This window comes from Pseudomonas sp. EL_65y_Pfl2_R95 (assembly GCF_963971045.1).
Lineage (GTDB): Bacteria > Pseudomonadota > Gammaproteobacteria > Pseudomonadales > Pseudomonadaceae > Aquipseudomonas.
This window is the reverse complement of the sequence record NZ_CAXAOV010000007.1, coordinates 226,234-248,241: the sequence shown is the minus strand read 5'-3', so window position 1 is coordinate 248,241 and position 22,008 is coordinate 226,234. Positions and strand designations below refer to the sequence as shown.

The 22,008-nt window shown below is 55.7% G+C and carries 18 protein-coding genes; 10 read left to right on the top strand and 8 right to left on the bottom strand.

Annotated features, from left to right (window positions below):
* Positions 1–94 precede the first annotated feature (94 nt).
* On the top strand, positions 95–1,405 hold the full coding sequence (locus AACY09_RS20940; RefSeq protein WP_339490797.1) for an MFS transporter: 1,311 nt from the start codon (positions 95–97) through the stop codon (positions 1,403–1,405).
* Between the two features lie 60 nt (positions 1,406–1,465).
* Positions 1,466–2,269: an IclR family transcriptional regulator gene (locus tag AACY09_RS20935; protein ID WP_339490796.1), complete on the top strand. Its 804-nt coding sequence runs from the start codon at positions 1,466–1,468 to the stop codon at positions 2,267–2,269.
* Positions 2,270–2,349: 80 nt separating this feature from the next.
* Here AACY09_RS20935 and AACY09_RS20930 read toward each other — a convergent pair whose 3' ends face one another.
* From AACY09_RS20930 to AACY09_RS20905, 6 genes are all read right to left on the bottom strand, one after another.
* Positions 2,350–3,354 carry a TRAP transporter substrate-binding protein gene (locus AACY09_RS20930; RefSeq protein WP_339490795.1) on the bottom strand — a complete coding sequence of 335 codons (1,005 nt, stop codon included), beginning with the start codon at positions 3,352–3,354 and terminating at the stop codon, positions 2,350–2,352.
* 75 nt (positions 3,355–3,429) lie between these two features.
* A complete protein-coding gene (locus tag AACY09_RS20925) occupies positions 3,430–4,260 on the bottom strand; it encodes an HpcH/HpaI aldolase/citrate lyase family protein (protein WP_339490794.1) in 831 nt (276 codons plus the stop codon).
* Between the two features lie 36 nt (positions 4,261–4,296).
* Positions 4,297–5,502: a CaiB/BaiF CoA transferase family protein gene (locus AACY09_RS20920; RefSeq protein ID WP_339490792.1), complete on the bottom strand. Its 1,206-nt coding sequence runs from the start codon at positions 5,500–5,502 to the stop codon at positions 4,297–4,299.
* A gap of 29 nt (positions 5,503–5,531) precedes the next feature.
* A complete protein-coding gene (locus AACY09_RS20915) occupies positions 5,532–6,881 on the bottom strand; it encodes an MmgE/PrpD family protein (protein WP_445323899.1) in 1,350 nt (449 codons plus the stop codon).
* An 11-nt stretch (positions 6,882–6,892) separates the two neighbouring features.
* Positions 6,893–8,056 carry an acyl-CoA dehydrogenase family protein gene (locus AACY09_RS20910; protein WP_339490790.1) on the bottom strand — a complete coding sequence of 388 codons (1,164 nt, stop codon included), beginning with the start codon at positions 8,054–8,056 and terminating at the stop codon, positions 6,893–6,895.
* Between the two features lie 51 nt (positions 8,057–8,107).
* A complete protein-coding gene (locus tag AACY09_RS20905; protein WP_339490788.1) occupies positions 8,108–8,935 on the bottom strand; it encodes an FAS1-like dehydratase domain-containing protein in 828 nt (275 codons plus the stop codon).
* A 136-nt stretch (positions 8,936–9,071) separates the two neighbouring features.
* Here AACY09_RS20905 and AACY09_RS20900 point away from each other — a divergent pair, with 136 nt between their 5' ends.
* Together AACY09_RS20900 and AACY09_RS20895 are read left to right on the top strand one after the other, a co-directional pair.
* Positions 9,072–9,974 carry a LysR family transcriptional regulator gene (locus AACY09_RS20900; RefSeq protein ID WP_339490816.1) on the top strand — a complete coding sequence of 301 codons (903 nt, stop codon included), beginning with the start codon at positions 9,072–9,074 and terminating at the stop codon, positions 9,972–9,974.
* Between the two features lie 30 nt (positions 9,975–10,004).
* Positions 10,005–10,220 (top strand): hypothetical protein, encoded by a 216-nt coding sequence (locus tag AACY09_RS20895; RefSeq protein WP_339490787.1) that lies wholly within the window; start codon positions 10,005–10,007, stop codon positions 10,218–10,220.
* A gap of 104 nt (positions 10,221–10,324) precedes the next feature.
* Here the strand turns inward: AACY09_RS20895 and AACY09_RS20890 are convergent, their stop codons facing one another.
* Positions 10,325–11,338, bottom strand: a complete 1,014-nt coding sequence (locus AACY09_RS20890; RefSeq protein ID WP_339490785.1) for a zinc-dependent alcohol dehydrogenase family protein — start codon at positions 11,336–11,338, stop codon at positions 10,325–10,327.
* A gap of 232 nt (positions 11,339–11,570) precedes the next feature.
* On the opposite strand from AACY09_RS20890, the gene AACY09_RS20885 reads away from it, so the two are divergent.
* The 5 genes from AACY09_RS20885 (at position 11,571) to AACY09_RS20865 (ending at position 19,881) form a co-directional block, all read left to right on the top strand.
* A complete protein-coding gene (locus tag AACY09_RS20885) occupies positions 11,571–12,485 on the top strand; it encodes a LysR family transcriptional regulator (protein ID WP_339490783.1) in 915 nt (304 codons plus the stop codon).
* Positions 12,486–12,828: 343 nt separating this feature from the next.
* Positions 12,829–14,076 carry a multidrug efflux RND transporter periplasmic adaptor subunit MexE gene (mexE, locus tag AACY09_RS20880; RefSeq protein ID WP_339490781.1) on the top strand — a complete coding sequence of 416 codons (1,248 nt, stop codon included), beginning with the start codon at positions 12,829–12,831 and terminating at the stop codon, positions 14,074–14,076.
* A 6-nt stretch (positions 14,077–14,082) separates the two neighbouring features.
* A complete protein-coding gene (locus AACY09_RS20875; RefSeq protein ID WP_339490779.1) occupies positions 14,083–17,256 on the top strand; it encodes an efflux RND transporter permease subunit in 3,174 nt (1,057 codons plus the stop codon).
* Positions 17,253–18,647 (top strand): TolC family protein, encoded by a 1,395-nt coding sequence (locus AACY09_RS20870; protein WP_339490778.1) that lies wholly within the window; start codon positions 17,253–17,255, stop codon positions 18,645–18,647. The genes AACY09_RS20875 and AACY09_RS20870 overlap by 4 nt, the downstream gene beginning before the upstream one ends.
* 310 nt (positions 18,648–18,957) lie before the next feature.
* Entirely contained in the window at positions 18,958–19,881 is a 924-nt protein-coding gene (locus AACY09_RS20865; RefSeq protein ID WP_339490776.1) for a YeeE/YedE thiosulfate transporter family protein, read from the top strand.
* Positions 19,882–19,892: 11 nt separating this feature from the next.
* On the opposite strand, the gene AACY09_RS20860 is transcribed toward AACY09_RS20865, so the two are convergent.
* Entirely contained in the window at positions 19,893–20,627 is a 735-nt protein-coding gene (locus tag AACY09_RS20860; RefSeq protein WP_339490773.1) for an SDR family oxidoreductase, read from the bottom strand.
* Positions 20,628–20,997: 370 nt separating this feature from the next.
* On the opposite strand from AACY09_RS20860, the gene AACY09_RS20855 reads away from it, so the two are divergent.
* Positions 20,998–22,005 carry a TRAP transporter substrate-binding protein gene (locus AACY09_RS20855; protein WP_339490771.1) on the top strand — a complete coding sequence of 336 codons (1,008 nt, stop codon included), beginning with the start codon at positions 20,998–21,000 and terminating at the stop codon, positions 22,003–22,005.
* Positions 22,006–22,008: the final 3 nt, after the last annotated feature.

Here is a 22,008-nt window from a genome sequence, read left to right as displayed (position 1 = left end):
CAGTTCTCCTGTGGGAACGCTGCCCCCGCCGCTCCCACAGGATTTCAAAGCGAGTATCGATACACCCTCAATAAACATAAAAAGAGGCACTCCCATGCAACCGCAAACCCTCACCGGGCAGTCGTCGTTGGTGACACCTAGCCGCAAGCGTTTTTTCATCATGGTGCTGCTGTTCATTACGGTGGTAATCAACTATCTGGACCGCAGCAACCTGTCGATTGCCGCCCCGGCACTCACCAGCGAACTGGGAATCGACCCGATCCATGTCGGGCTGATCTTCTCTGCGTTCGGCTGGACCTACGCCGCCATGCAGATTCCCGGTGGCTGGCTGGTGGATCGCGTCCCACCAAGGATTCTCTACAGCGTAGCGCTGCTGCTGTGGTCGATCGCCACGGTAATGCTCGGCTTCGCGGCCAGCTTTATCGCCCTGTTCGTATTGCGCATGGCCGTCGGTGCCCTGGAAGCTCCCGCGTACCCCATCAACAGCCGCGTAGTAACAACCTGGTTTCCTGAACGCGAGCGCGCCACGGCGATCGGTTTCTACACCTCTGGCCAGTTTGTCGGATTGGCATTCCTCACGCCGGTACTGGCCTGGCTCCAGCATCAATACGGCTGGCACATGGTGTTTGTCAGCACCGGCGCGGTGGGCATTCTCTGGGCCCTGGTCTGGTACGCGGTGTATCGCGAACCCCGGGATTTTAAAGGCGCCAACGAGGCTGAAATCGAGCTGATTCGTGAAGGTGGCGGGCTGGTGGATATCCAGGCCGAATCTGCCAAGGCCAAGGCAAAGTTCAGCTGGACCGACCTCGGCATCGTCCTGAGCAAGCGCAAGCTCTGGGGCATCTACCTTGGCCAGTTTTGCCTTAATTCGACGCTGTGGTTTTTCCTGACATGGTTCCCGACCTACCTGGTGAAGTATCGTGGCATGGACTTCATCAAGTCCGGGCTGTTGGCGTCGCTGCCGTTTCTGGCAGCCTTTATCGGCGTACTGTGTTCGGGGTTCTTTTCCGACTGGTTGATCCGCCGCGGCTACACCGTGGGTTTTGCCCGCAAGCTGCCTATTATTGGCGGCCTGCTGATCTCCACCTCAATCATCGGGGCCAATTTCGTCGATTCGACACCGCTGGTGATTGCCTTCCTCGCGCTGGCATTCTTTGGCAACGGACTGGCGTCGATCACCTGGTCGCTGGTCTCGACCCTGGCACCTGCAAACTTGTTGGGCCTAACCGGTGGCGTATTCAATCTTATCGGCAACCTGTCGGCGATCGCGACACCGATCGTCATCGGCTTCCTCGCCAGCGGTGATTCGTTTGCGCCTGCGATCACTTATATCTCAGTGCTGGCATTGCTTGGAGCGCTCTCCTACATCTTGCTGGTGGGCAAGGTTGAGCGTATCAAGTTGTAGTTGCAATCGTCGGGCGACCATAATGCCCGCCGTTCATTCGCTTAACGGTTAAGGCTGGATATGCAGGAAGACCCCGCAAAAATCGCCAAGGACGCCGCGCCGACCGGCACCCAGACCCTGCTCCGAGGTCTGGGTTTGGTTCAAGCTGTGGCCGGTGGCGCCCGCGATCTCAAGGAGATCGCCCGACTGATCGGCACTACGCGCAGCACCACCCACCGTTTAGCCAGTTGCCTGGTGGACGAGCGTTACCTGCGGGTGGTGCCGCAAATCGGCTACCTGTTGGGGCCGAAACTGATTGAATTGGGTTTTCAGGCCCGTGAAGACCTGCCTTTGGTTACCCTGGCTGGACCCTATCTCGATGAGTTGTCGGCATTGACCGGAGACACCATTCATCTGGCGATTCGCGAAGGCGACGAGGTGCTTTACCTGCACAAAAATCCAGGGCGAAATGGCCCGGAAATGCGTTCTCGGGTCGGCCATCGCATGCCGTTGGCGCGCACCGGGATCGGCAAGGCGTTGCTGCTCGATGACACCCAAGAAGAATGGCGGCGGCTTTATCAGGCCAGCTTGCCAGCGGGGGGCAAAAATCTGCTTTGGCCGCAGCATCCTGAGCAGTCCTGGGAGCAGTTTGAGCAACGCATGGTCGAGTACGTGGCCGGCGCATACGCCTTTGATCTGGAGGACAACGAACCGTCGATCCGCTGTGTCGCGGCGCCGATCCGTGATGCCAGCAAGCACATCGTTGCCGGCATCAGCATCGCCAGTACCGTGCCCTATATGCCGCTGGAAAAAATGGCCGAGCTGATTCCTCTGATAAAAGGGGTCGCAGCGCGGTTGTCGGCGGAACTCGGCGCCAAGCTCTAGACCTCCAGCCTTGCCGGTTTCGCCAGGCAAAAAAAGGCTGACAGTTTTACTGTCAGCCGTTTTTTGACTCGAGAGAACGATTACGGCGTGTTTGAAGCCTCGGCTGCCTTGATCAAGTCAGCGCCAATCTGTGGTTCGAATTTCTTCCACACCGGCTTCATTGCCTCACGCCACTTGGCACGTTCTTCTGGGGTTAGGGTAATGATTTCAGTGGTGCCTGAATCAATGATTTTTTGCTTGGCTTTTTGATTGAGGTCTTCGGCTTCTTTGTTCACTGCGACAGTCACTTCAGCCATGATTTCATCCAGCTGGGTGCGGATATCCGCCGGTAAGCTGTTCCAGAACTTGGTGTTGGTGATCACCATGTAGTCGATCAGGCCATGATTCGACTCAGTCATGTACTTCTGTACTTCGTTGACTTTCTGGCTGGTGTAATTGGACCAGGTGTTCTCAGTGCCATTGACCACGCCAGTCTGCAAGCCTTGATAGACCTCGGCAAAACTCATCTTACGGGGATTGGCCCGAATCGCCTTGAATTGCTCTTCAAGCACGGCAGATGCCTGTACACGGAACTTCAGACCACGGGCGTCGTTCGGCACACGCAGGGGCTTGTTCGCCGATAATTGCTTGGTGCCGTTATGCCAATAGGCCAGGCCGGTGATGTTTTTATCTTCCATCGATTTCAACAGCGCCTTGCCTTGCGGGCTGCTCTGAAAGCGATCGGCGGCCGCCAAGTCGTCAAACAAAAATGGCAAGTCGAAGATCTGGATCGGTTTTGAATACTGCTCAAACTTTGCCAGCGACGGCGCCAACATTTGGACGTCACCGAGGAGCAACGCCTCCATCTCCTTACCATCACCGTAAAGTGAAGAGTTCGGGTAGACCTCGACCTTAACTTTGCCCGGCAGACGTTGTTCGACAAGTTTTTGAAACATCAATGCACCCTGGCCTTTGGGGGTGTTGTCTGCGACCACATGGGCGAACTTGATGATAATCGGATCGGCCGCGTGTGCCAGGCTGGCGAAGCCAACTGACATCGATACTGCAGCGGCGCATAGCAGTGTTTTAAATGGGAGCTTATACATGGAATACCTCTTGTTATTGTTGGAAGTACTGCACCTCAGCGCTGATGCTCAGAGGCGATGTGAAACCGTTTATGGTTAATCGGTAGCGGTTATTCCCGCGCGCTCAAGTAGGCGCCTGGCATGGCCTAGCACCGGCGCGTCAACCATCTGGCCATCGACTACGAACACACCCGCGCCCTGCTCTGCCGCGCTCATCACGCGTTGCGCCCAAGCCAGTTCATCGGCGGCTGGCATCAGGCTCTGATGCACCACTGCAACTTGCTTGGGATGAATACAGAGCATGCCGCCAAAGCCCATATCACTGGCATCGCGTGCAAACTGGGCGAGTCCTGAGGGGTCATCGATTGCCGGAAAAACACTGTCGAGCGGTGGTGCGAGATGGGCCAGGCGCGACTGCAGGACAATCGCAAAGCGGGCTTGATCAAGCATCCGCGCAGCACCTGCAGTACCCGCGGCCAAACCGAGGTCGAGGCCGAGATCCAAGCCACCGAATGACAACCGTTCGACGCCTTCAGCCTGTGCAATTTCGACCAGGGCCTGCAAACCTTTGGCACTTTCTACAATCGGCCAGATTGGCTTTTTGCAGGCCGCTACATGGCGCACCTGCGCGGCGCTTTCTATCTTTGGCAACAGCACCCCGATAACACCCGCGTGACGCGCACACAGGGCAATATCCGCTTGGTGCCCTTTGTGCGCAGCAGCATTGATCCGGACATGCAGACGGGCATCGGGATTTGCCTGTAAAAAGGCATCTAGGTCCGAACGCGCCTGCTCTTTGAGATTTTCCTCGACGGCATCTTCCAGGTCGACGATCACCACATCACTGCCCACGGCAAGTGCTTTGGGAATACGTTCCGGGCGTGATGCAGGCACAAACAGTGCCGAACGAATGGTCGATGAATTCATGATCTGATAGCTCTTTATGGGTTGCACAGACGCCGCCTAAACGACGCCTTGCTCGTGCAATTGCTGAATATCATTGACGCTCAAACCCAGCTCATTGAGCAGCATGTCGGTATGCTGGCCCAATGCTGGAACGCCATCCATACGAGGACTGAAAGCACTATTGCGACCCGGTGGCAGCAATGCCGGAAGCATCCCGGATGGGCTTTGCACTTCCGTCCAGCGCGCCCGGGCCTTGAGCTGCGGATGCTGCCAAACCCCGGCCATGTCATTGACATGGGCATTGGCGATTTGCGCCCCATCCAGTCGTTCGATCACTTGTTCGGCAGTTAAGGTCGCAAAACTCTCAACGATAATCGCGCGTAATTCTGCGCGGTTGGCCGAGCGCCTGGAGTTGGCTGAAAAGCGTGGATCATCAGCCAACTCAGGCTGTATCAGGACTTTGTCGCAAAAGGCACGCCACTCGCGCTCGTTCTGCAAACCGAGCATTACCGTGCCGCCATCGCCTGCTGGAAAAGGCCCGTATGGATAAATAGTGGAGTGCGCTGCGCCTGCACGCGGTGGCGGCGTTGCCCCTTGATAGGCGTAGTACATTGGGTACCCCATCCACTCGACGAGGCTTTCCAGCATCGATACATCGACCCGGCTACCCACCCCCGTTTTGTCGCGCAGCATCAGGGCTGACAGCACGCCGGTATAGGCATACATACCCGCTGCGATATCGGCAATCGAGCAGCCGGCCTTAGCCATTTGCTCCTCCCCTTCGCCGCCTGTAACGGACAAAAAGCCGCCTTCGCTTTGGATAAGCAAATCGTAGGCTTTCTTTTGCTCATATGGGCCGCCTTCGCCATAGCCTGAAATGTCGCAGACGATCAGCTTGGGAAAGCGCTCATGGAGGGTTTCGAAAGACAAGCCCATTCGCGCAGCCGCACCGGGTGCAAGGTTCTGCACCAGTACATCAGCCCTGGTCAACAAATCTTCCAGCACAGCTGTAGCCGGCTCTTGCTTGAGGTCCAGTGTCAGGCTTTCCTTGGAGCGATTGGTCCAAACGAAATGCGAAGCAAGGCCCGATACCCGCTCGTCGTAGCCGCGGGCAAAGTCGCCCGTAAGGGGACGCTCAATCTTGATTACCCGAGCACCCAGATCCGCCAGTTGGCGGGTGCAAAATGGCGCAGCGATAGCGTGCTCCAAGCTGACAACAGTGATGCCATCCAACGGACGCGGTGCAGTGGTAGAGGTATTCATTGTTTAATCCCTTGATAGACGGCGCATGATCACGACAAATCTTGGACGGACGCGCATTGGCGCAGCGACCAGACGTGTGCGATCAACTCATCCGCCTGGGTTGCGCTTTTCTGTCCTGCGAATGCGAGCAGCCGACGAAACTTGTCTTCCAGCTCGGGTCGCGACAAGGTGTTGCCCGGATCGCCTTTGGGTTCATCAATCGCACTGTGCAACTGGCGCCCATCAATGGTCAGGACCTCGACCCGGCCTAGCCAACGTTGCGGATAGGCTGCATCAACCTCGGTATCAAGCTGCATGCTGACCTTGTCGCGAAAGCTGGCTACACGCGGATCTTGCAAAGCGAACGCTTCGAACTCCGGGAGCCCGGCTTTACCGTGCACAGCAATCAACCCCAGCACCGTGCCCATGGAAAACTTGGCTTGATGCACACTGCTCGGCACCACAACCCGGCCCAGTACATCAATGGCGCCTTGATGGACCTTGGTAATGACGTGTTCGATGTGCTCAAGGCTAAGCTGCTCTTTATTCAACAGCGCTTGTAAAGCATCGGCCGCAGGATGGGTGTGACGACAGGATGCATGGAACTTGAATGAGGTTTCACACAACGCCCAACGGCTGCCAAGACGATCCGATAACCTACTTGGGTCGGCATCGCTGGACATGCCAGCGGCCATGCCTTGATCACCTTCAAGAATGTTGCGCGCCCCGCTCAGCCCATCAGCCGTCAGATAGGCCGCCAACAGACCGTCTGCCGCTGCTTTAGCGGTGTGCAGCTGTTTGGAGTCGGCGGCGTCGCGCAAGAACTCCCACAAACCTGCAGCCTGTGTACCTGCGGTTCCTAAAAGGTTGATGAACTGGTCACCATTAAACTTGAGCAGTTTGCCCACCGCGACAGCCGCAGCCAGCGTGCCGACCGTGGCAGTAGTATGGAAAATTCTATAGTGTGAGCGGCCCATAAATTCGCCAATGCGAATGCCTGCCTCATACCCGGCAACCGCCGCAAGCAAGAACTCCTGGCCGCTGCAATCAAGGTCTTGAGCAGCCGCAAGCGCCGCTGAAAACACCACTGTTGCCGGGTGCAACACTGAGCTGTTATGCAAGTCATCCTGTTCAACAAGGTGCGATGAGGCGCCATTCACCAGCGCCGCGAAATAAGGACTGGTGGTTTTGCCACTGACCAGAATTTTCGCCGTGCCTGTGTGTGGGCCCATGCGGTGTGCATAACGCTCGAATAACGGGATCGGGTGGCGGTCCTGGCTTGCGAGTGCAGACCCGAGCCAGTCAAGGTACAAATCCTCGGTTCTGGCGAGCACATGTTCGGGCAGCTGCTCATAACGCAGATCAGCCAAGAAAACTGCAAGCTGTTCGGTATGGGTCATGATTGATGTCCTCAGAATGAGCGTGGCAGGTCGAGCAAATGCTCGGCCACGTACGACAAGATCAGGTTGGTCGAGATCGGCGCGACCTGATACAGGCGGGTCTCACGGAACTTGCGCTCAATGTCGTATTCGCAGGCAAAGCCGAAGCCGCCGAAGGTCTGCATGCAAGCATTGGCAGCCTCCCATGAAGCCTTGGCCGCCAGGTACTTGGCCATATTGGCACTCGCACCGGCATTCTCACCGGCGTCGTATTCGTCACAGGCACGCCAGCGCATCAGATCAGCGGCTTCCACCTCAATATGGGCCTCGGCAATCGGAAACTGCACGCCTTGGTTCTGGCCAATCGGTCGGCCAAAGACTTGACGATCACGGGCGTATTGGCTGGCCTTTTCAATAAACCAGCGACCGTCGCCAATGCATTCGGCAGCAATCAGCGTGCGCTCGGCGTTGAGGCCGTCGAGGATGTACCTGAAACCCTTGCCTTCTTCACCAATCAAGCTGTCGGCTGGCAATTCAAGATTGTCGAAGAACAGCTCATTGGTTTCGTGGTTAACCATGTTGGCGATGGGTTGCACGGTCATGCCGCTGCCGATGGCTTCGCGCAGATCGACCAGAAAAATCGACATCCCTTCAGATTTTTTCTTTACCTCCGCCAGCGGCGTGGTGCGCGCCAGCAGGATCATCAAGTCAGAATGTTGCACCCGTGAGATCCACACCTTCTGACCGTTGATTAGGTATTTATCACCCTGCTTGACCGCTGTGGTTTTGATTTTTGTGGTGTCGGTGCCCGTTGTTGGCTCGGTCACGCCCATCGATTGCAGACGCAGTTCACCACTGGCCAGCTTGGGCAAGTAGTAGCGTTTCTGCTCTTCGCTGCCGTGGCGTAGCAAGGTGAACATGTTGTACATCTGCCCGTGAACAGTGCCAGAGTTGCCGCCACAGCGATTTACTTCCTCCAGAATGATCGACGCTTCAGCCAGCCCCAGGCCTGATCCGCCGTACTCTTCAGGGATCATCGCCGACAGCCAGCCGGCGTCAGTCAGGGCTTTGACAAAGGCTTCGGGAAAGCCTTTGTCTTCATCAATTTTGCGCCAGTAGGCGGCATCAAACTCTGCGCAAAGCGCACGCACGCCTTCGCGGATAGCATTAAATTCTGGATTATTGTTCGGGTTCATAATTCGCTTCTCGCTCGCGTGTTTCAAAAAAATGCCAGACAGTTGGCCGTATCAGTCAAATTTCACTTCGCTGCGCTGTGCCATACCGGCTGCGTTTCCCGCCCATAGTTGGGCCGTTGCGCTGGATTCAATTTTGCCGCCCACCGTAAAGGGCTGCGGCGCAACCAAAGGCCGCAAACCACGGTAGGAAAACTGGCGTAGACGCGCCTGGGGATTGGCTCTGCAAAATGCACGTAGGCTCAGGGTAGCGATCAGCGGGCCATGTACCACAAGCCCTGAGTAGCCCTCGGTATCGGTCACATAGGGCCAGTCATAATGAATGCGGTGGCCATTGAAGGTGACTGCCGAGTAACGGAACAAAAGTGTCGGGGTCGGCGTTATCGATTCCTCCCAATCACCCGTCTCCAGCGCTTGACCGCTGTCGGTTTTCGGCGGACTTGGCTCGCGGTAAACGATATTTTGGTCTTCACGGATGGCCAACTCACCATCTTGAAAGTACTGGTGCTGCACCGTCACAAACAATAGCGCGCCGGTGCTGCCGTGCTTTTCTTCGATATGGGTAATGGTCGACACCCGAGTGGCATCACCGCCTACGCGCAAGGCTTGTATAAATTCGATTTTGCCGCCAGCCCACATGCGGTTGCGGTTGTCCGCTGGCGGTAGAAAGCCGCCGCGCGCTGGATGCCCATCGTCACCCAGCCCACTTTCAGCCACTGGATTCTGAAAAAAAGCCCAATGCCATAATGGCGGCAACGCTTCGCCATGGGCGGGGGTTTCTTCGCCCAGCGTTGCGGCAATGCGCATCACCAGATTGCGACTCAGTTGATCGTGGACTTCTTCGGAACGGCCAATCCAGGCAGATAAAGCGACGTCAGTCATGGAGTATTTCCAGCAGTGCTCTTGAGTGGCACCTAGAATGCGACTGAGCTGGCGTTCTGTGAATTTGCATTTACATAACTCGGCGTTCGGTTATGCTGAACGCAACACACGCCAAATTGCGAACGTCGAGACGGCCATGCACTTTGATTTACCCGACCTGCGCCTGTTTATCCATATTGCTGAATCACCCAGTTTGACCCAGGGTGCGCGCCGCGCTTTCCTTTCCCCCGCTGCCGCTAGCGCCCGAATCAAGGCGCTGGAAGCCCAGCTCGAGTCACGCCTGCTCTACCGTGACAGCCGCGGCGTTGAGTTGACGCCTGCGGGCGAACGACTGCTACACCACGCCAGATTGATCATGCGTCAGGTTGATTACCTTAAAAGTGAATTCACCGACTACGGCACCGACTCAGCTGGGCACATCCGTATATTTGCCAATACCACGGCGGTCACTGAATTTCTGCCAGAAATTCTTGCCGGGTTTCTGGCTGAGCGCCCCGGCGTCAGTGTTGACCTGCAAGAGCGCCTGAGCCGTGACATCGTCCGTGGTGTGCTCGACGGCAGCACCGACCTGGGAATTATCGCCGGGCCGGTAGAGGTCAGTGGCCTGCAAGTGCTGCATTTCAGTACCGACCGTTTGTTGCTGGCCGTGCCGAAAAATCACCCGCTAAGCGATAAGCCTCAGGTCACCCTGCGCGATACCCTTGAGTATCAACACATTGGTTTGCATGAAGGCAGCACCCTGTTGAGCTTTTTGCGCGAGCACGTCGAGAAACTCGGAAAAAAACTATCGCTGCGCATTCAGGTGTCGAGCTTTGAAGCGATCTGCCGCATGGTTGAGGCTGGTGTAGGGATCGGCATCATTCCCGAGTCAGCGGCGCAGCGACATAGCCGTACCATGCAGCTCACCACCATCGAACTCGATGAGCCCTGGAGTGTGCGTGAACGGAGTATTCTGGTGCGGGATCTGGAGGCATTGCCAGGCAGCGTTAAAGCCTTGATCGCAACACTGATGCCTGAACCGAATAGCGAGCCACACTAGAATAGGTCTGAAGCTGAAGGGAATCGACCTATGCTTGAGTTACTTACCTATGCCTTTGCCGAGCTGCTGTTTCGCGGCATTTGCTACCCCATCGGCTGGCCGCTGGTAAAACTGATTTCGCTCGGCAAGTACCCTGCCAGAGGCGGCTGGCTTGCCGAGAGCGTCGACTCGCAGTGGACTTGCGCAGCGGGTCTTGCTGTATTGATGGTGGCCGTGATGATCAGCCTCAGGCAACTATTCGACTGATGACACGGCCATGTGGCCTAAGAACAATGCGCCTTTAAAAACAGCAGACAAAAAAGCCCTGAATATATCAGGGCTTTTCCAGTAACGGCTCGATACAGCTCACCTTAAACGTTGATCACCACACGACCACGGCTTGGGCATTGGCCCATGTACAGGTGCGCCTGAGCCACTTTGTCAAAGGTGAAGGTTTTGTCAATCAAGGGCTTGAGCAAACCATCGCCGGTCAGTTGATTGATACCCTGCACTGCTCTGGCGACCGCTTCTTTATCCTGCGGGATACCCAACTCCTGTTTGCCGGTAAAGTTACCGATGCAATGGACAAAGAACTGAATATTCTTCTGGAAAGCCGCGCAGGCTGGGAATGGCGTGTCATTACCCCCTTGAAGCCCGTACAAGACCAGACGACCACGGGGAGCCAGCGCATCACCCAGCAAGCACATTTGCGGGCCACCCAAGGTGTCCATGACGATATCAACGCCGCGGTCATCGGTGAGTTTCTTCACACGGCTGACCAAATCCTGCTCTTCCGTCAGAATCACATAGTCTGCGCCGAGTTCGCGAAGAAACTCGGTGTCGTCAGCGCTCTCTGTGGCCGCAATAACGTGGGCACCCAAGGCTTTAGCCATCTGTACCACATAAGGCCCCCAGCAGCGGCTGGCCGCGGTGACCAGTACTGTTTCGCCGGCTTTGATCTTCGCCAACTCGACCATGCCAAACCAACCCACCATGGACGGTAAAAAGTGTACGCACGCTTGTTCAGGCGTTAAAACGTCTGAGTAGCGCGACACTGAGGTGCGCGGCAGGATGACCTCTTCAGCATAAGCCGGGTAATCGTTAGGGCTGTGTGCAGGAAAGCTGGCGACCTTATCGCCAACAGCCAAGTCATCAACACCCTCGCCCACCGCTAACACTACGCCAGCGACTTCATAACCAAGTCCAGCCGGGAGTTGAGCCTGTGTGGTTGCCAAATTCTGGCGCCAGAGCACGTCTTGCCAGCTGACACCGATAGATTCTACGCCTATCAACACTTCGCCAGCGGCAGGCGCAGGGCGCGAGCGCTCTTCGATTTTGAGGACATCGGCCTCGCCAAACTGATGAAAACGGATAATGCGGGACATCATAAACCTCTTCGGTTGACCCTTTAGCCTTAGACTTTATCGGGCCTTTGTAAGCAATACCACACGCTCGTACTAATATTCACCATGTCTGTCGATGATGATTGGTGGTTACAATATTAACAGTGTGCACTAGGATCAGCTAACCGACACTAGCGTGTTGCTAAGGCAGCATCATCCGCATTAGCCTGATGCGCGCAGAAAGCTGCGCCTATATACCAGATATGGACGACAGATGAACCGCAATGATCTTCGCCGCGTAGACCTTAACCTTCTGATCGTCTTTGAAACGCTGATGCACGAGCGCAGCGTAACGCGGGCCGCTGAGAAGCTGTTTCTCGGCCAGCCCGCTATCAGTGCAGCCCTGTCACGCTTGCGCGGCCTGTTCGATGACCCATTGTTTGTGCGCACCGGCCGTAGCATGGAGCCCACTGCGCGCGCCCAGGAAATCTTTGGTTTATTGTCGCCAGCACTCGACTCCATCTCCACTGCGGTCAGTCGCGCAGCCGATTTTGACCCGGCCACCAGCAGTGCTGTGTTCCGTATTGGCTTGTCGGATGATGTTGAGTTTGGCCTGCTGCCACCGCTGATTAAACGTCTACGTGCCGAAGCGCCGGGTGTGGTGCTGGTGATACGTCGCACCAACTATTTGCTGATGCCGGGGCTGTTGTCGTCGGGAGAAATCTCCGTCGGGGTGGCTTACACCGAAGAACTGCCAGCCAATGCCAAACGCAAAGTGGTGCGCCGCAGTAAAGCCATGCTCCTGCGTGCAGACACAGTACCCGGCGCGTTGTCACTCGATGATTACTGCGCCAGGCCCCATGCACTGGTGTCATTTGCCGGTGACCTCAGTGGTTTCGTCGACAGTGAGCTGGAGAAACTCGGCCGCAAACGTAGAGTTGTACTGGCCGTGCCGCAATTCAACGCCTTGGGGCCGCTACTCAGCGGCACCGACATTGTTGCCAGCGTGCCCGATTACGCGGCGGCCGTGCTGACCGCTGCGGGCGGTCTGCGCACCGAGCCCTTGCCGCTGGACACCCAAACCTTTGAATTACACATGGCTTGGCGCGGCGCCCAAGACAACGACCCCGCCGAACGCTGGCTGCGCTCGCGGATTCAAATGTTTGTCGGCGATCCGGATAGCCTCTGACATAAGGCGGTTAAAATGCGCCGAAAATTATCGTTCTCGACAGGATTAGCTGATTATTATCCAGCTTAATTCGCCATTACCCTTTCCACGCGCCATTGCTCAAGCACCGATTTATAGCCATCTTCTAAACAGCCAAGATACGGCTCAGATTTCACCTCGCAAACCACTCATTTGCACCCCATTCGTGCAGCCATGCAGGGCCGCGCACTACTATTGCCCGATTACAATAGTAAGTCCCACATAATCATTTTCAGTAATACTTAACTTCGTAGCGTTCGATTCGTTAGCGGCGTCGTTGCGACGCACACTCCGCCCACTCATTACACCCACGGGCGGAAAAAACATGGAACAGCCAAACACCAAGATCTGGCACCTTCCACTTGCAGTACTTGCGGCAGTGGTTCTCAGCGCTTGCGGCAAGACTGAGGAAACGTCACAACAGCAACACGCAGCGAAGGTCAGTGTCGCTGAAGTAATTGAACAACCGATCAACGAATGGGACGAATTCACCGGGCGTCTGGAAGCGCCGGAGTCAGTTGAAATCCGGCCGCGGGTCTCCGGGTTTATCGACAAGGTGGCCTTCAATGAGGGCAGCTTGGTCAAGAAAGGGGATCTGCTGTTCCAAATCGATCCCCGCCCGTTCAATGCAGAAGTAAAGCGCCTCGAAGCACAACTCAACCAAGCTCGTTCAGCCTACTCACGTACCCGCAGTGAAGCCCGGCGTGGCGAGCGTTTACGTAAAAGCAATGCCATATCCGCAGAACTGGCAGACGCCCGCGCAAGCAGCGCTGAGGAGGCTAAGGCAAATGTTGCTGGGATTCAGGCTGAACTGGACAATGCGCGGCTTAATCTCAGCTTTACCCGTGTCACCTCGCCAATCGATGGGCGCGTAAGCCGTGCAGAAATCACCGCTGGCAATCTGGTTACGGCCAGTCAGTCATTACTGACATCCGTGGTTTCAACCGATAAGGTCTATGCCTACTTTGATGCCGATGAACAGGCATTTCTGAAGTATGTAGGCCTGGCTAAAAAGTCCGGGGCCAATACTCGCGATGCCAGTCCGGTCTATATGGGTTTATCCAATGAAACGGGCAACCCGCACTTGGGCAAACTCGACTTTCTGGACAACCAGGTCAACCCCAAAACCGGCACCATCCGTGGGCGCGCCGTGTTTGACAACAGTAATGGTGAATACACGCCAGGCCTCTACGCTCGACTCAAACTGGTCGGCAGCGACACCTATTCAGCCAAGCTGATTCAGGATGCAGCCGTAGGTACGGACCTGGGCAAGAAGTTTGTGCTGGTGCTCGCCGATGACAATACCGTGAGCTACCGCGCCATCGAACTGGGTCCAAAAGTCGAAGGCTTGCGCATTGTCCGCAGTGGTCTGGACAAGGGCGACAAAATCGTCGTCAACGGCTTGCAGCATGCAATGCCCGGTTCAACCGTTGACCCACAAAATGTCGCCATGGCCGATGAGCAAACGCTTGCCAACCTGGCGCGCATCCGCAATGCCGTTGATTCAACGGTGGACAGCACAATTGGCATTGCCGAAAGCCCTGTCCAGCCAAACGCTTCACCTCGCGGGTAAAGGTTTATGAATTTCTCTCAGTTCTTTATCAAACGACCAATCTTCGCGGCGGTACTTTCGCTGCTGATCTTGATTGCCGGTGCTATCTCGCTCTTTCAATTACCCATCAGTGAATACCCTGAAGTGGTGCCACCCACTGTTGTGGTCCGCACCAGCTTCCCGGGTGCCAACCCCAAAGTGATTGGGGAAACAGTTGCCTCGCCTCTGGAGCAGGCCATTACTGGCGTTGAAGGCATGTTGTATATGTCTTCCCAGGCCACCTCGGATGGCGCACTGACCTTAACCGTTACCTTCGCCCTGGGCTCTGATCTGGACAACGCCCAGGTGCAGGTGCAAAACCGCGTTACCCGGACAATGCCGACCTTGCCCACCGAGGTTCAGCGCTTGGGTGTGACCGTCGATAAGGCATCGCCGGACTTGACCATGGTGGTCCACTTACTCTCGCCCGATAACCGTTACGACATGCTCTACCTGTCGAACTACGCCACGCTCAATGTCAAAGACGAGCTAGCCCGACTCGACGGTGTGGGCGATGTGCAGCTTTTTGGCCTGGGCGAATACTCGCTACGGGTTTGGCTTGACCCGAATAAGGTCGCTTCGCGCAACCTGACGGCCACCGATGTGGTCAATGCCATCCGCGAACAGAACCGTCAGGTTGCCGCCGGTTCACTGGGCGCGCCACCTAGCGCAGGCGATAACAGCTTTCAGTTGTCGATCAACACCCAAGGCCGTTTAGTCACTGAAGAAGAGTTCGAAAACATCATTATTCGCGCGGGCGACAATGGTGAAATCACCCGTCTCAGAGACATTGCTCGCATCGAGTTAGGCTCTAACAACTATGCGCTGCGCTCACTGCTCAATAATAAGCCTGCGGTTGCGATTCCAGTGTTCCAACGCCCCGGTTCGAACGCTATCGCGATTTCGGATTCGGTCCGTGCCCGCATGGCCGAACTGAAAAAGAGCTTCCCGGAAGGTATTGATTACGAGATCGTTTACGACCCGACCATCTTCGTCCGTGGCTCTATCGAGGCCGTTGTTCATACCCTGCTCGAAGCGCTCGTGCTGGTGGTATTGGTGGTGATTCTGTTCTTGCAAACATGGCGCGCCTCGATCATTCCGCTGGCAGCTGTGCCGGTGTCCTTGATTGGTACATTTGCGGTCATGCACCTGTTTGGCTTCTCCCTCAACGCGTTATCGCTGTTCGGTCTTGTCTTGGCGATCGGTATTGTGGTCGATGATGCGATCGTGGTGGTGGAGAACGTCGAGCGCAATATTGGCCTGGGTAAAACCCCTGTCGAGGCCACCAAACAGGCCATGAAAGAAGTCACCGGACCGATCATTGCCACAGCGTTGGTGCTCTGTGCGGTGTTTGTGCCGACCGCCTTTATCTCCGGTCTTACCGGCGAGTTTTATCAACAGTTTGCCTTGACCATTGCGATCTCGACGGTGATCTCGGCATTCAACTCCCTGACCCTGTCGCCGGCACTCGCTGCGGTGTTGCTGAAAAGTCACGACGCACCCAAAGATGGTTTTTCTCGTGTCCTCGACCGGATGTTCGGTGGCTGGCTGTTCAAGCCCTTCAACCGGATGTTCGACCGCGCCAGTCATGGGTACGTCGGTACCGTCGCGCGCGTTCTGCGTGGCAGCAGCATTGCCATGCTGGTCTATGGTGGGTTAGTTGCATTGACCTACTTTGGCTTCGCCAGCACACCGACCGGTTTCGTACCACCGCAGGACAAGCAGTATCTGGTTGCCTTTGCGCAATTACCGGATGCGGCAAGCATCGATCGCACGGAAGATGTGATCAAACGCATGTCTGAGATAGCCGGCGAATACCCAGGGGTTGCCAACACCGTTGCCTTCCCGGGCCTTTCCATCAACGGCTTCACCAACAGCCCGAACAGCGGCATTGTATTTACCACGCTGAAGTCATTTGATCAGCGTACCGACCCCAGCCAGTCAGCTGATGCCATTGCAGCGGCGCTGAATGCCAAATTTGCCGATATTCAAGAGGCGTACATCGCGATTTTTCCCCCGCCGCCTGTTCAAGGCCTGGGCACCATTGGTGGCTTCCGTGTACAAATTGAGGACCGTGGCAATCAAGGGTACGACGAGCTGTATAAACAAGTGCAGAACGTCATCACCAAAAGCCGTGATGTGCCTGAGCTTGCCGGCTTGTTCACCAGCTATCAGGTAAACGTACCGCAAGTCGATGCCGATATTGACCGTGACAAAGCCAAGATCCACGGCGTTGCCATCAGCGATATCTTCGACACCATGCAGGTGTACCTCGGTTCACTGTATGCCAACGACTTCAACCGCTTTGGCCGCACCTACCAGGTTAATGTGCAGGCCGATCAAAAGTACCGGGTTGATGCCGACCAGATTGGCCAGCTAAAAGTGCGCAATAACCGCGGTGAAATGGTGCCCCTTTCGACCTTCATCAAGGTCAAGGACAGCTCCGGCCCTGATCGGGTCATGCATTACAACGGCTTTATCACCGCGGAAATCAACGGTGGTGCGGCGCCTGGCTACAGCTCAGGCCAAGCTCAGGCAGCAATGGAGCGCCTGCTTGATGAGCAGCTGCCCAATGGCATGAGTTATGAGTGGACAGAGCTAACCTTCCAGCAAATCCTGGCCGGTAATACCGCGATGTTCGTGTTCCCGCTCTGCGTGTTGCTGGCGTTTCTGGTGTTGGCGGCTCAGTACGAAAGCTGGAGTATGCCGATGGCGGTGATCCTGATCGTACCGATGACGCTCTTATCAGCCATTGCCGGGGTTATTCTGACCGGTGGCGATAACAACATCTTCACGCAGATTGGCCTGATCGTACTGGTCGGACTGGCCTGTAAAAACGCAATTCTGATTGTCGAGTTCGCCAAGGAACAGCAGGAAGCTGGCATGGACCCGTTGAGTGCAGTTCTCGAAGCCTGCCGCCTGCGGTTGCGACCCATTCTGATGACCAGCTTTGCCTTCATCATGGGTGTAGTGCCATTGGTGTTCAGCTCGGGTGCAGGCGCCGAAATGCGCCATGCCATGGGTGTTGCGGTGTTCAGCGGCATGCTTGGTGTCACCTTCTTCGGCCTGCTGTTAACGCCGGTGTTTTATGTGCTGATTCGCAAGTTTGTTGAAAAGCGCCAAGCAAAGCGGGCGCAACGGTTGCAGGAGGCGAGTGTATGAAGTTGAAATTATTCGCACCTGCCCTGCTCGCCCTGGCAGTATCAGCCTGCGCTGTCGGCCCGGACTTTAAACAGCCTGAAAATAGCCCGGCACAACTGACCCAGTTAAACGCTGGCAAGTATGACAAGGAGCACTTTGAAGCCCTGTGGTGGCAACAGTTTGACGACCCAACCCTGAACCAGTTGGTCGACCAGTCCCTACAGGAAAACCGTCAGCTGCGCGTAGCCTTCTCTCGCTTACGTGCAGCCCGGGCTATCCGTGACGACGTTGCCAATGATCGACTGCCGACCATTACCAGCCATGCCAGTAGCGAAATCGGCAAGGCGCAGCAGCCAGATATCACCGACGACCGGGTTAAAACCGAGCGCTATGATCTGGGCCTGGATATGGTCTGGGAGCTTGACCTGTTTGGCCGAATCCAGCGGCAATTGGAAGCCAGCGATGCTCAAATAGAAGTCGCTGAGGCTGATTACTATCAGCTGCAAGTCAGTTTGATTGCTGAGCTGGTTGATGCCTATGGCAGCTTGCGCGGCGCCCAGTTGCGTGAGCAGATCGCCCGTGAAAACCTGCATAACCAGGAAGAGTCACGGGGTATCACTGAGCAACTGCGTGATGCCGGTGTCGGCAGTGAGTTGGATGTATTGCGCGCCGACGCACGGCTGGCCGCCGTTGAAGCCAGCGTTCCACAATTGCAGGCAGAGCAAGTACGGGCGCGCAATCGCATTGCGACCTTGCTTGGTCAGCGCGCGGATCAAATGAGCATAGATCTGTCGCCCAAGCCGATCCCGGCGATTGCAAAAGCATTGCCCATTGGCGACCCCGCGGAATTGCTGCGCCGACGTCCGGATATTCGCGCTGCCGAGCAAAACCTGGCAGCGGCCACAGCGAATATTGGCGTGGTCACTGCTGACTTGTTTCCCCGCGTCAGCCTCAGTGGTTTTCTCGGATTCACTGCTGGACGTGGTTCGCAGATTGGTTCGTCGGCAGCCCGTGCTTGGGCCGTTTCGCCAAGCATAAGCTGGGCAGCATTCGACTTGGGCAGCGTTAAAGCACGGATTCGCGGTGCCGACGCCGATGCCGAAGGCGCCCTGGCGCAGTACGAGCAGCAAGTGTTGTTAGCATTGGAAGAGTCAGAAAACGCCTTTAGTGACTACGCCAAACGCCAACAACGACTGCTTGCGCTGATTCGCCAATCAGAAGCCAGCCGTGCGGCAGCCGAACAAGCAGCCGTGCGCTATCGCGAGGGCACGGTCGATTTTTTAGTCTTGCTCGATGCTGAGCGTGAACGACTTGCCGCAGAAGACACCCAAGCCCTGGCTGAGGTGCAGTTGTACAGCGGGATCGTCGCGATCTACAAAACCCTGGGCGGCGGCTGGCAACCCAATAGCTGAGTTGTACGTGCTGCTCTAACCCAAGCCCCGCCCGGTCTCCGTTGCGGGGCTTTTTGGTTAGCGCTCTGATCACTATTACCCGCCGCAAAACCCGCGAGCGTGACTCAACCTCAAGCCTTGCGCTGCCTGTCCCACGGTGGCCAAGCTTGGCGTATGAAGCATTATTTACCTGCATGCGTAACAAATCAGGCATCACCCTACTCTAGAGCTAATCCGCCGAGGCGCGGACAGGCGAGTGGCTGTGTGAAATTGATCGCGGCGCTGGTGAGACAAAAATGCGCAACGGGAGTTGTGTTAAGGCAACGAGGTTATGGTGCTTATCACCCTTACATTGGCATTTCTGATCGGTTGGGTCTCGCAGCGCATGGGGTTGTGTCTAGTGGCAGCCATCACCATGGCGCTGTATAAACGGCCCACTCTGTTCATAGCGCTGGTGTCATGCGGCCTGTTTGGACTGTTGCTGACGCCGCTTTACCACGCTCTTGGCGTGTCACAACCGTTTTATCAGCCAATGGCTCCTTTCCATCACATCATTCTGGGTGGATTACTCTTTGGCATCAGCTCAGTGATCAATGACGGCTGCAGCGTCGGCACACTGACCAAGCTGGCACGCGGTGATATCAGCAAAGCCTTTACCATTATTGGCTGGGTTGTCGGGATTGTGCTCTGGCATCACTTGAACATGGATGTAACTGAAAAGCTGCGGCTTGCGCCATCGCCCTCAAGCTTCAACTACCTTATGGCGATTGGCTTGGTTATTGGCTGCCTGCTCTTGCTTATTCGTTTTCAACGGGAAAAGCACTTTGTTGGCTACAGTATTTTGCTCGGTCTGCTGACCAGTGCGCTGTATACCTTCGAGCCGCTCTGGACTCCTAGCCTACTGTTTTACGACTTGGCTAAGGCCGTATGGATCCCTGGTGAGTGGCACATTAGCGCTGCCCGGCTTGGGGTATTCGGCTTGCTGCTGCTAGGCATGTTCAGCTTCACCATTGCCCGCAACACATTCGACTATCGAGCAGTCAACTGGCGCGACTCAGGCCGCTACCTGTTTGCCGGAACCCTGATGGGCGGTGGCGCGTCCATGATGCTCGGCGGCAACGACTCACAAATCCTGCTGGTATTCCCGACCCTGCACCTGACAACCACACTGCCGCTGCTGGCGATTTGCAGTGGGATAGTGCTGAGCATCCTGATCAAGAAATTTGTGAGCCGGCGACTCAGGGCTAAAGTCTAAGGTGCAGAACCTCAGACGATGCCGCCGTTAACCCTTATGGTCTGGCCGTTGACCCAAGCACCCTCCTCGCTGACCAGAAAGGCCACAGCACTGGCGATATCTTCAGGGGCGCCCAATCGTTCAAGTGGAGGTTGCAGGGTCAGTTTTTCGATCAACTCTTCGGACTTGCCGTTAAAGAATAAGTCAGTTGCTGTTGGCCCAGGGGCAATCGCGTTAACACTGATACGCCGACCACGAAGCTCCTTGGAAAAAATCTGCGTAAACACTTCAACTGCCGCTTTGGATGCGGCATAAACCGAATAACCTGGCAACGCCATGCCAATCACGCTGGTTGAAAAATTGACAATGCGACCGCCGTCGCGCAGGCGTATGGCCGCGAGGCGCAAGGTGTTGAAGGTGCCTTGGGTATTGATCGAGAAAATCCGCTGATACAGCTCATCATCAGTATCTTTGAGCGGCACCAAGCCCGGCTGGATAACCCCCGCATTGTTGACCAATATGTCGATACCTCCGAACGCCACTTCGGTTTGATCGAACAACGCTTCGACTGCAACCGGATCCGCGATATCGGCCAGCACGGCATAGGCTTTGCCGCCTGAAGCCATTATTTCGCGCACAACATTTTCAGCATCCGCAGGGTTTGACGCGTAATTAACCACCACGCTTATGCCTTCTTTGGCCAAGCGTTTGGCAATGGCAGCACCAATGCCTCGGGAGGCACCTGTGACTATGGCAACTTTAGACATAAAAACACTCTCTTATGGGGCTTGCATCAGCACAGGCTGAGATAACGGCAAAATGACACTATGCAAAAACTGTGACTTACCTTTGTATAGCTCTGAATTAAGCACCCTGAGCGACCAGTCATCTGGAGTTGGGCAATCTAATGACCAGTTTTAACAGGAAACACAGTGGGGGTTCGCTGTCCCAACCGGCGATATTCCGCTGATAAGGTCGCCATAGATGGCGATATATCGCCACTCACTGCGAACTGGTTCACCTAGGTTTTTAGGAAAACATTACCCTCGGCACAATCCGCGTAATTGGCACAGGCATTGCGATAGGTACAGACGCACAAAGCGCCAACACTGATAAAAAAAACAAAAGGATTCCTGCATGTTTAAGCAACTGTTTGCCGTGGCGGCCTGTGCCATGGCGATCACCTCGACACCGGCCATGAGCGCCCAGCAAAATGGCCCGATAGTGATAAAGTTTTCCCACGTGGTGACCGATGACACACCCAAGGGACAAGGTGCACTGCTGTTTAAAAAGCTGGTCGAAGAACGCCTGGAAGGAAAAGTTGCGGTTGAGGTGTATGCCAACTCTTCACTCTATGGCGATGCCGATGAACTGCAAGCCTTGAAAGATGGCAAGGTGCAGATGCTGGCACCCTCACTGGCTAAATTCGGCGACTACACCAAGCAATTGCAAATCTTTGACTTGCCTTTCCTGTTCGATGACCTGGAAGCGGTAAATCGCTTTCAAAAACGCGCCAAAGGCCGTCAACTGCTGCGCAGCATGGAAGCCAAAGGCATTGTGGGCCTGGCCTATTGGCATAACGGCATGAAGCAGTTGTCGGCGAACAAGGCCCTGTACACGCCCGCTGATGCTGCTGGACTGAAGTTTCGCATCCAACCTTCCGATGTACTCAGCGCACAATTCAATCAACTCGCCGCAACCCCAGAGGTGCTGCCATTTTCCGAGGTGTTCAAAGCCCTCCAAGCCGGTACGGTACAAGGCGCGGAAAATCCGTGGTCGAATATCTACAGCAAAAAACTCAATACCGTTCAGCCGTATATAACTGAAACCAACCACGGGGTGCTCGACTATATGCTGGTGAGCAATCCGACATTCTGGTACAGCATTCCACACGCTACACGCGTGGTGCTTGAAGGGATTATTGATGAGGTTACCTATGCGGTGAATCGCCAGGCGGAAGATGCGAACCAAGCAGACCGAAGCCGTATTCAAGCCTCAGGCAGTAGCCAGATCATCGCCCTCGATGACCAGCAACGCCAAGCCTGGCGCGAAGCGATGAAACCGGTTTGGGCCCAGTTTGAACAACAGATTGGGGCAGATGTGATGAAAGCGGCGCAGATCGTAAACCGCAAATCGCGGAATTAGTAC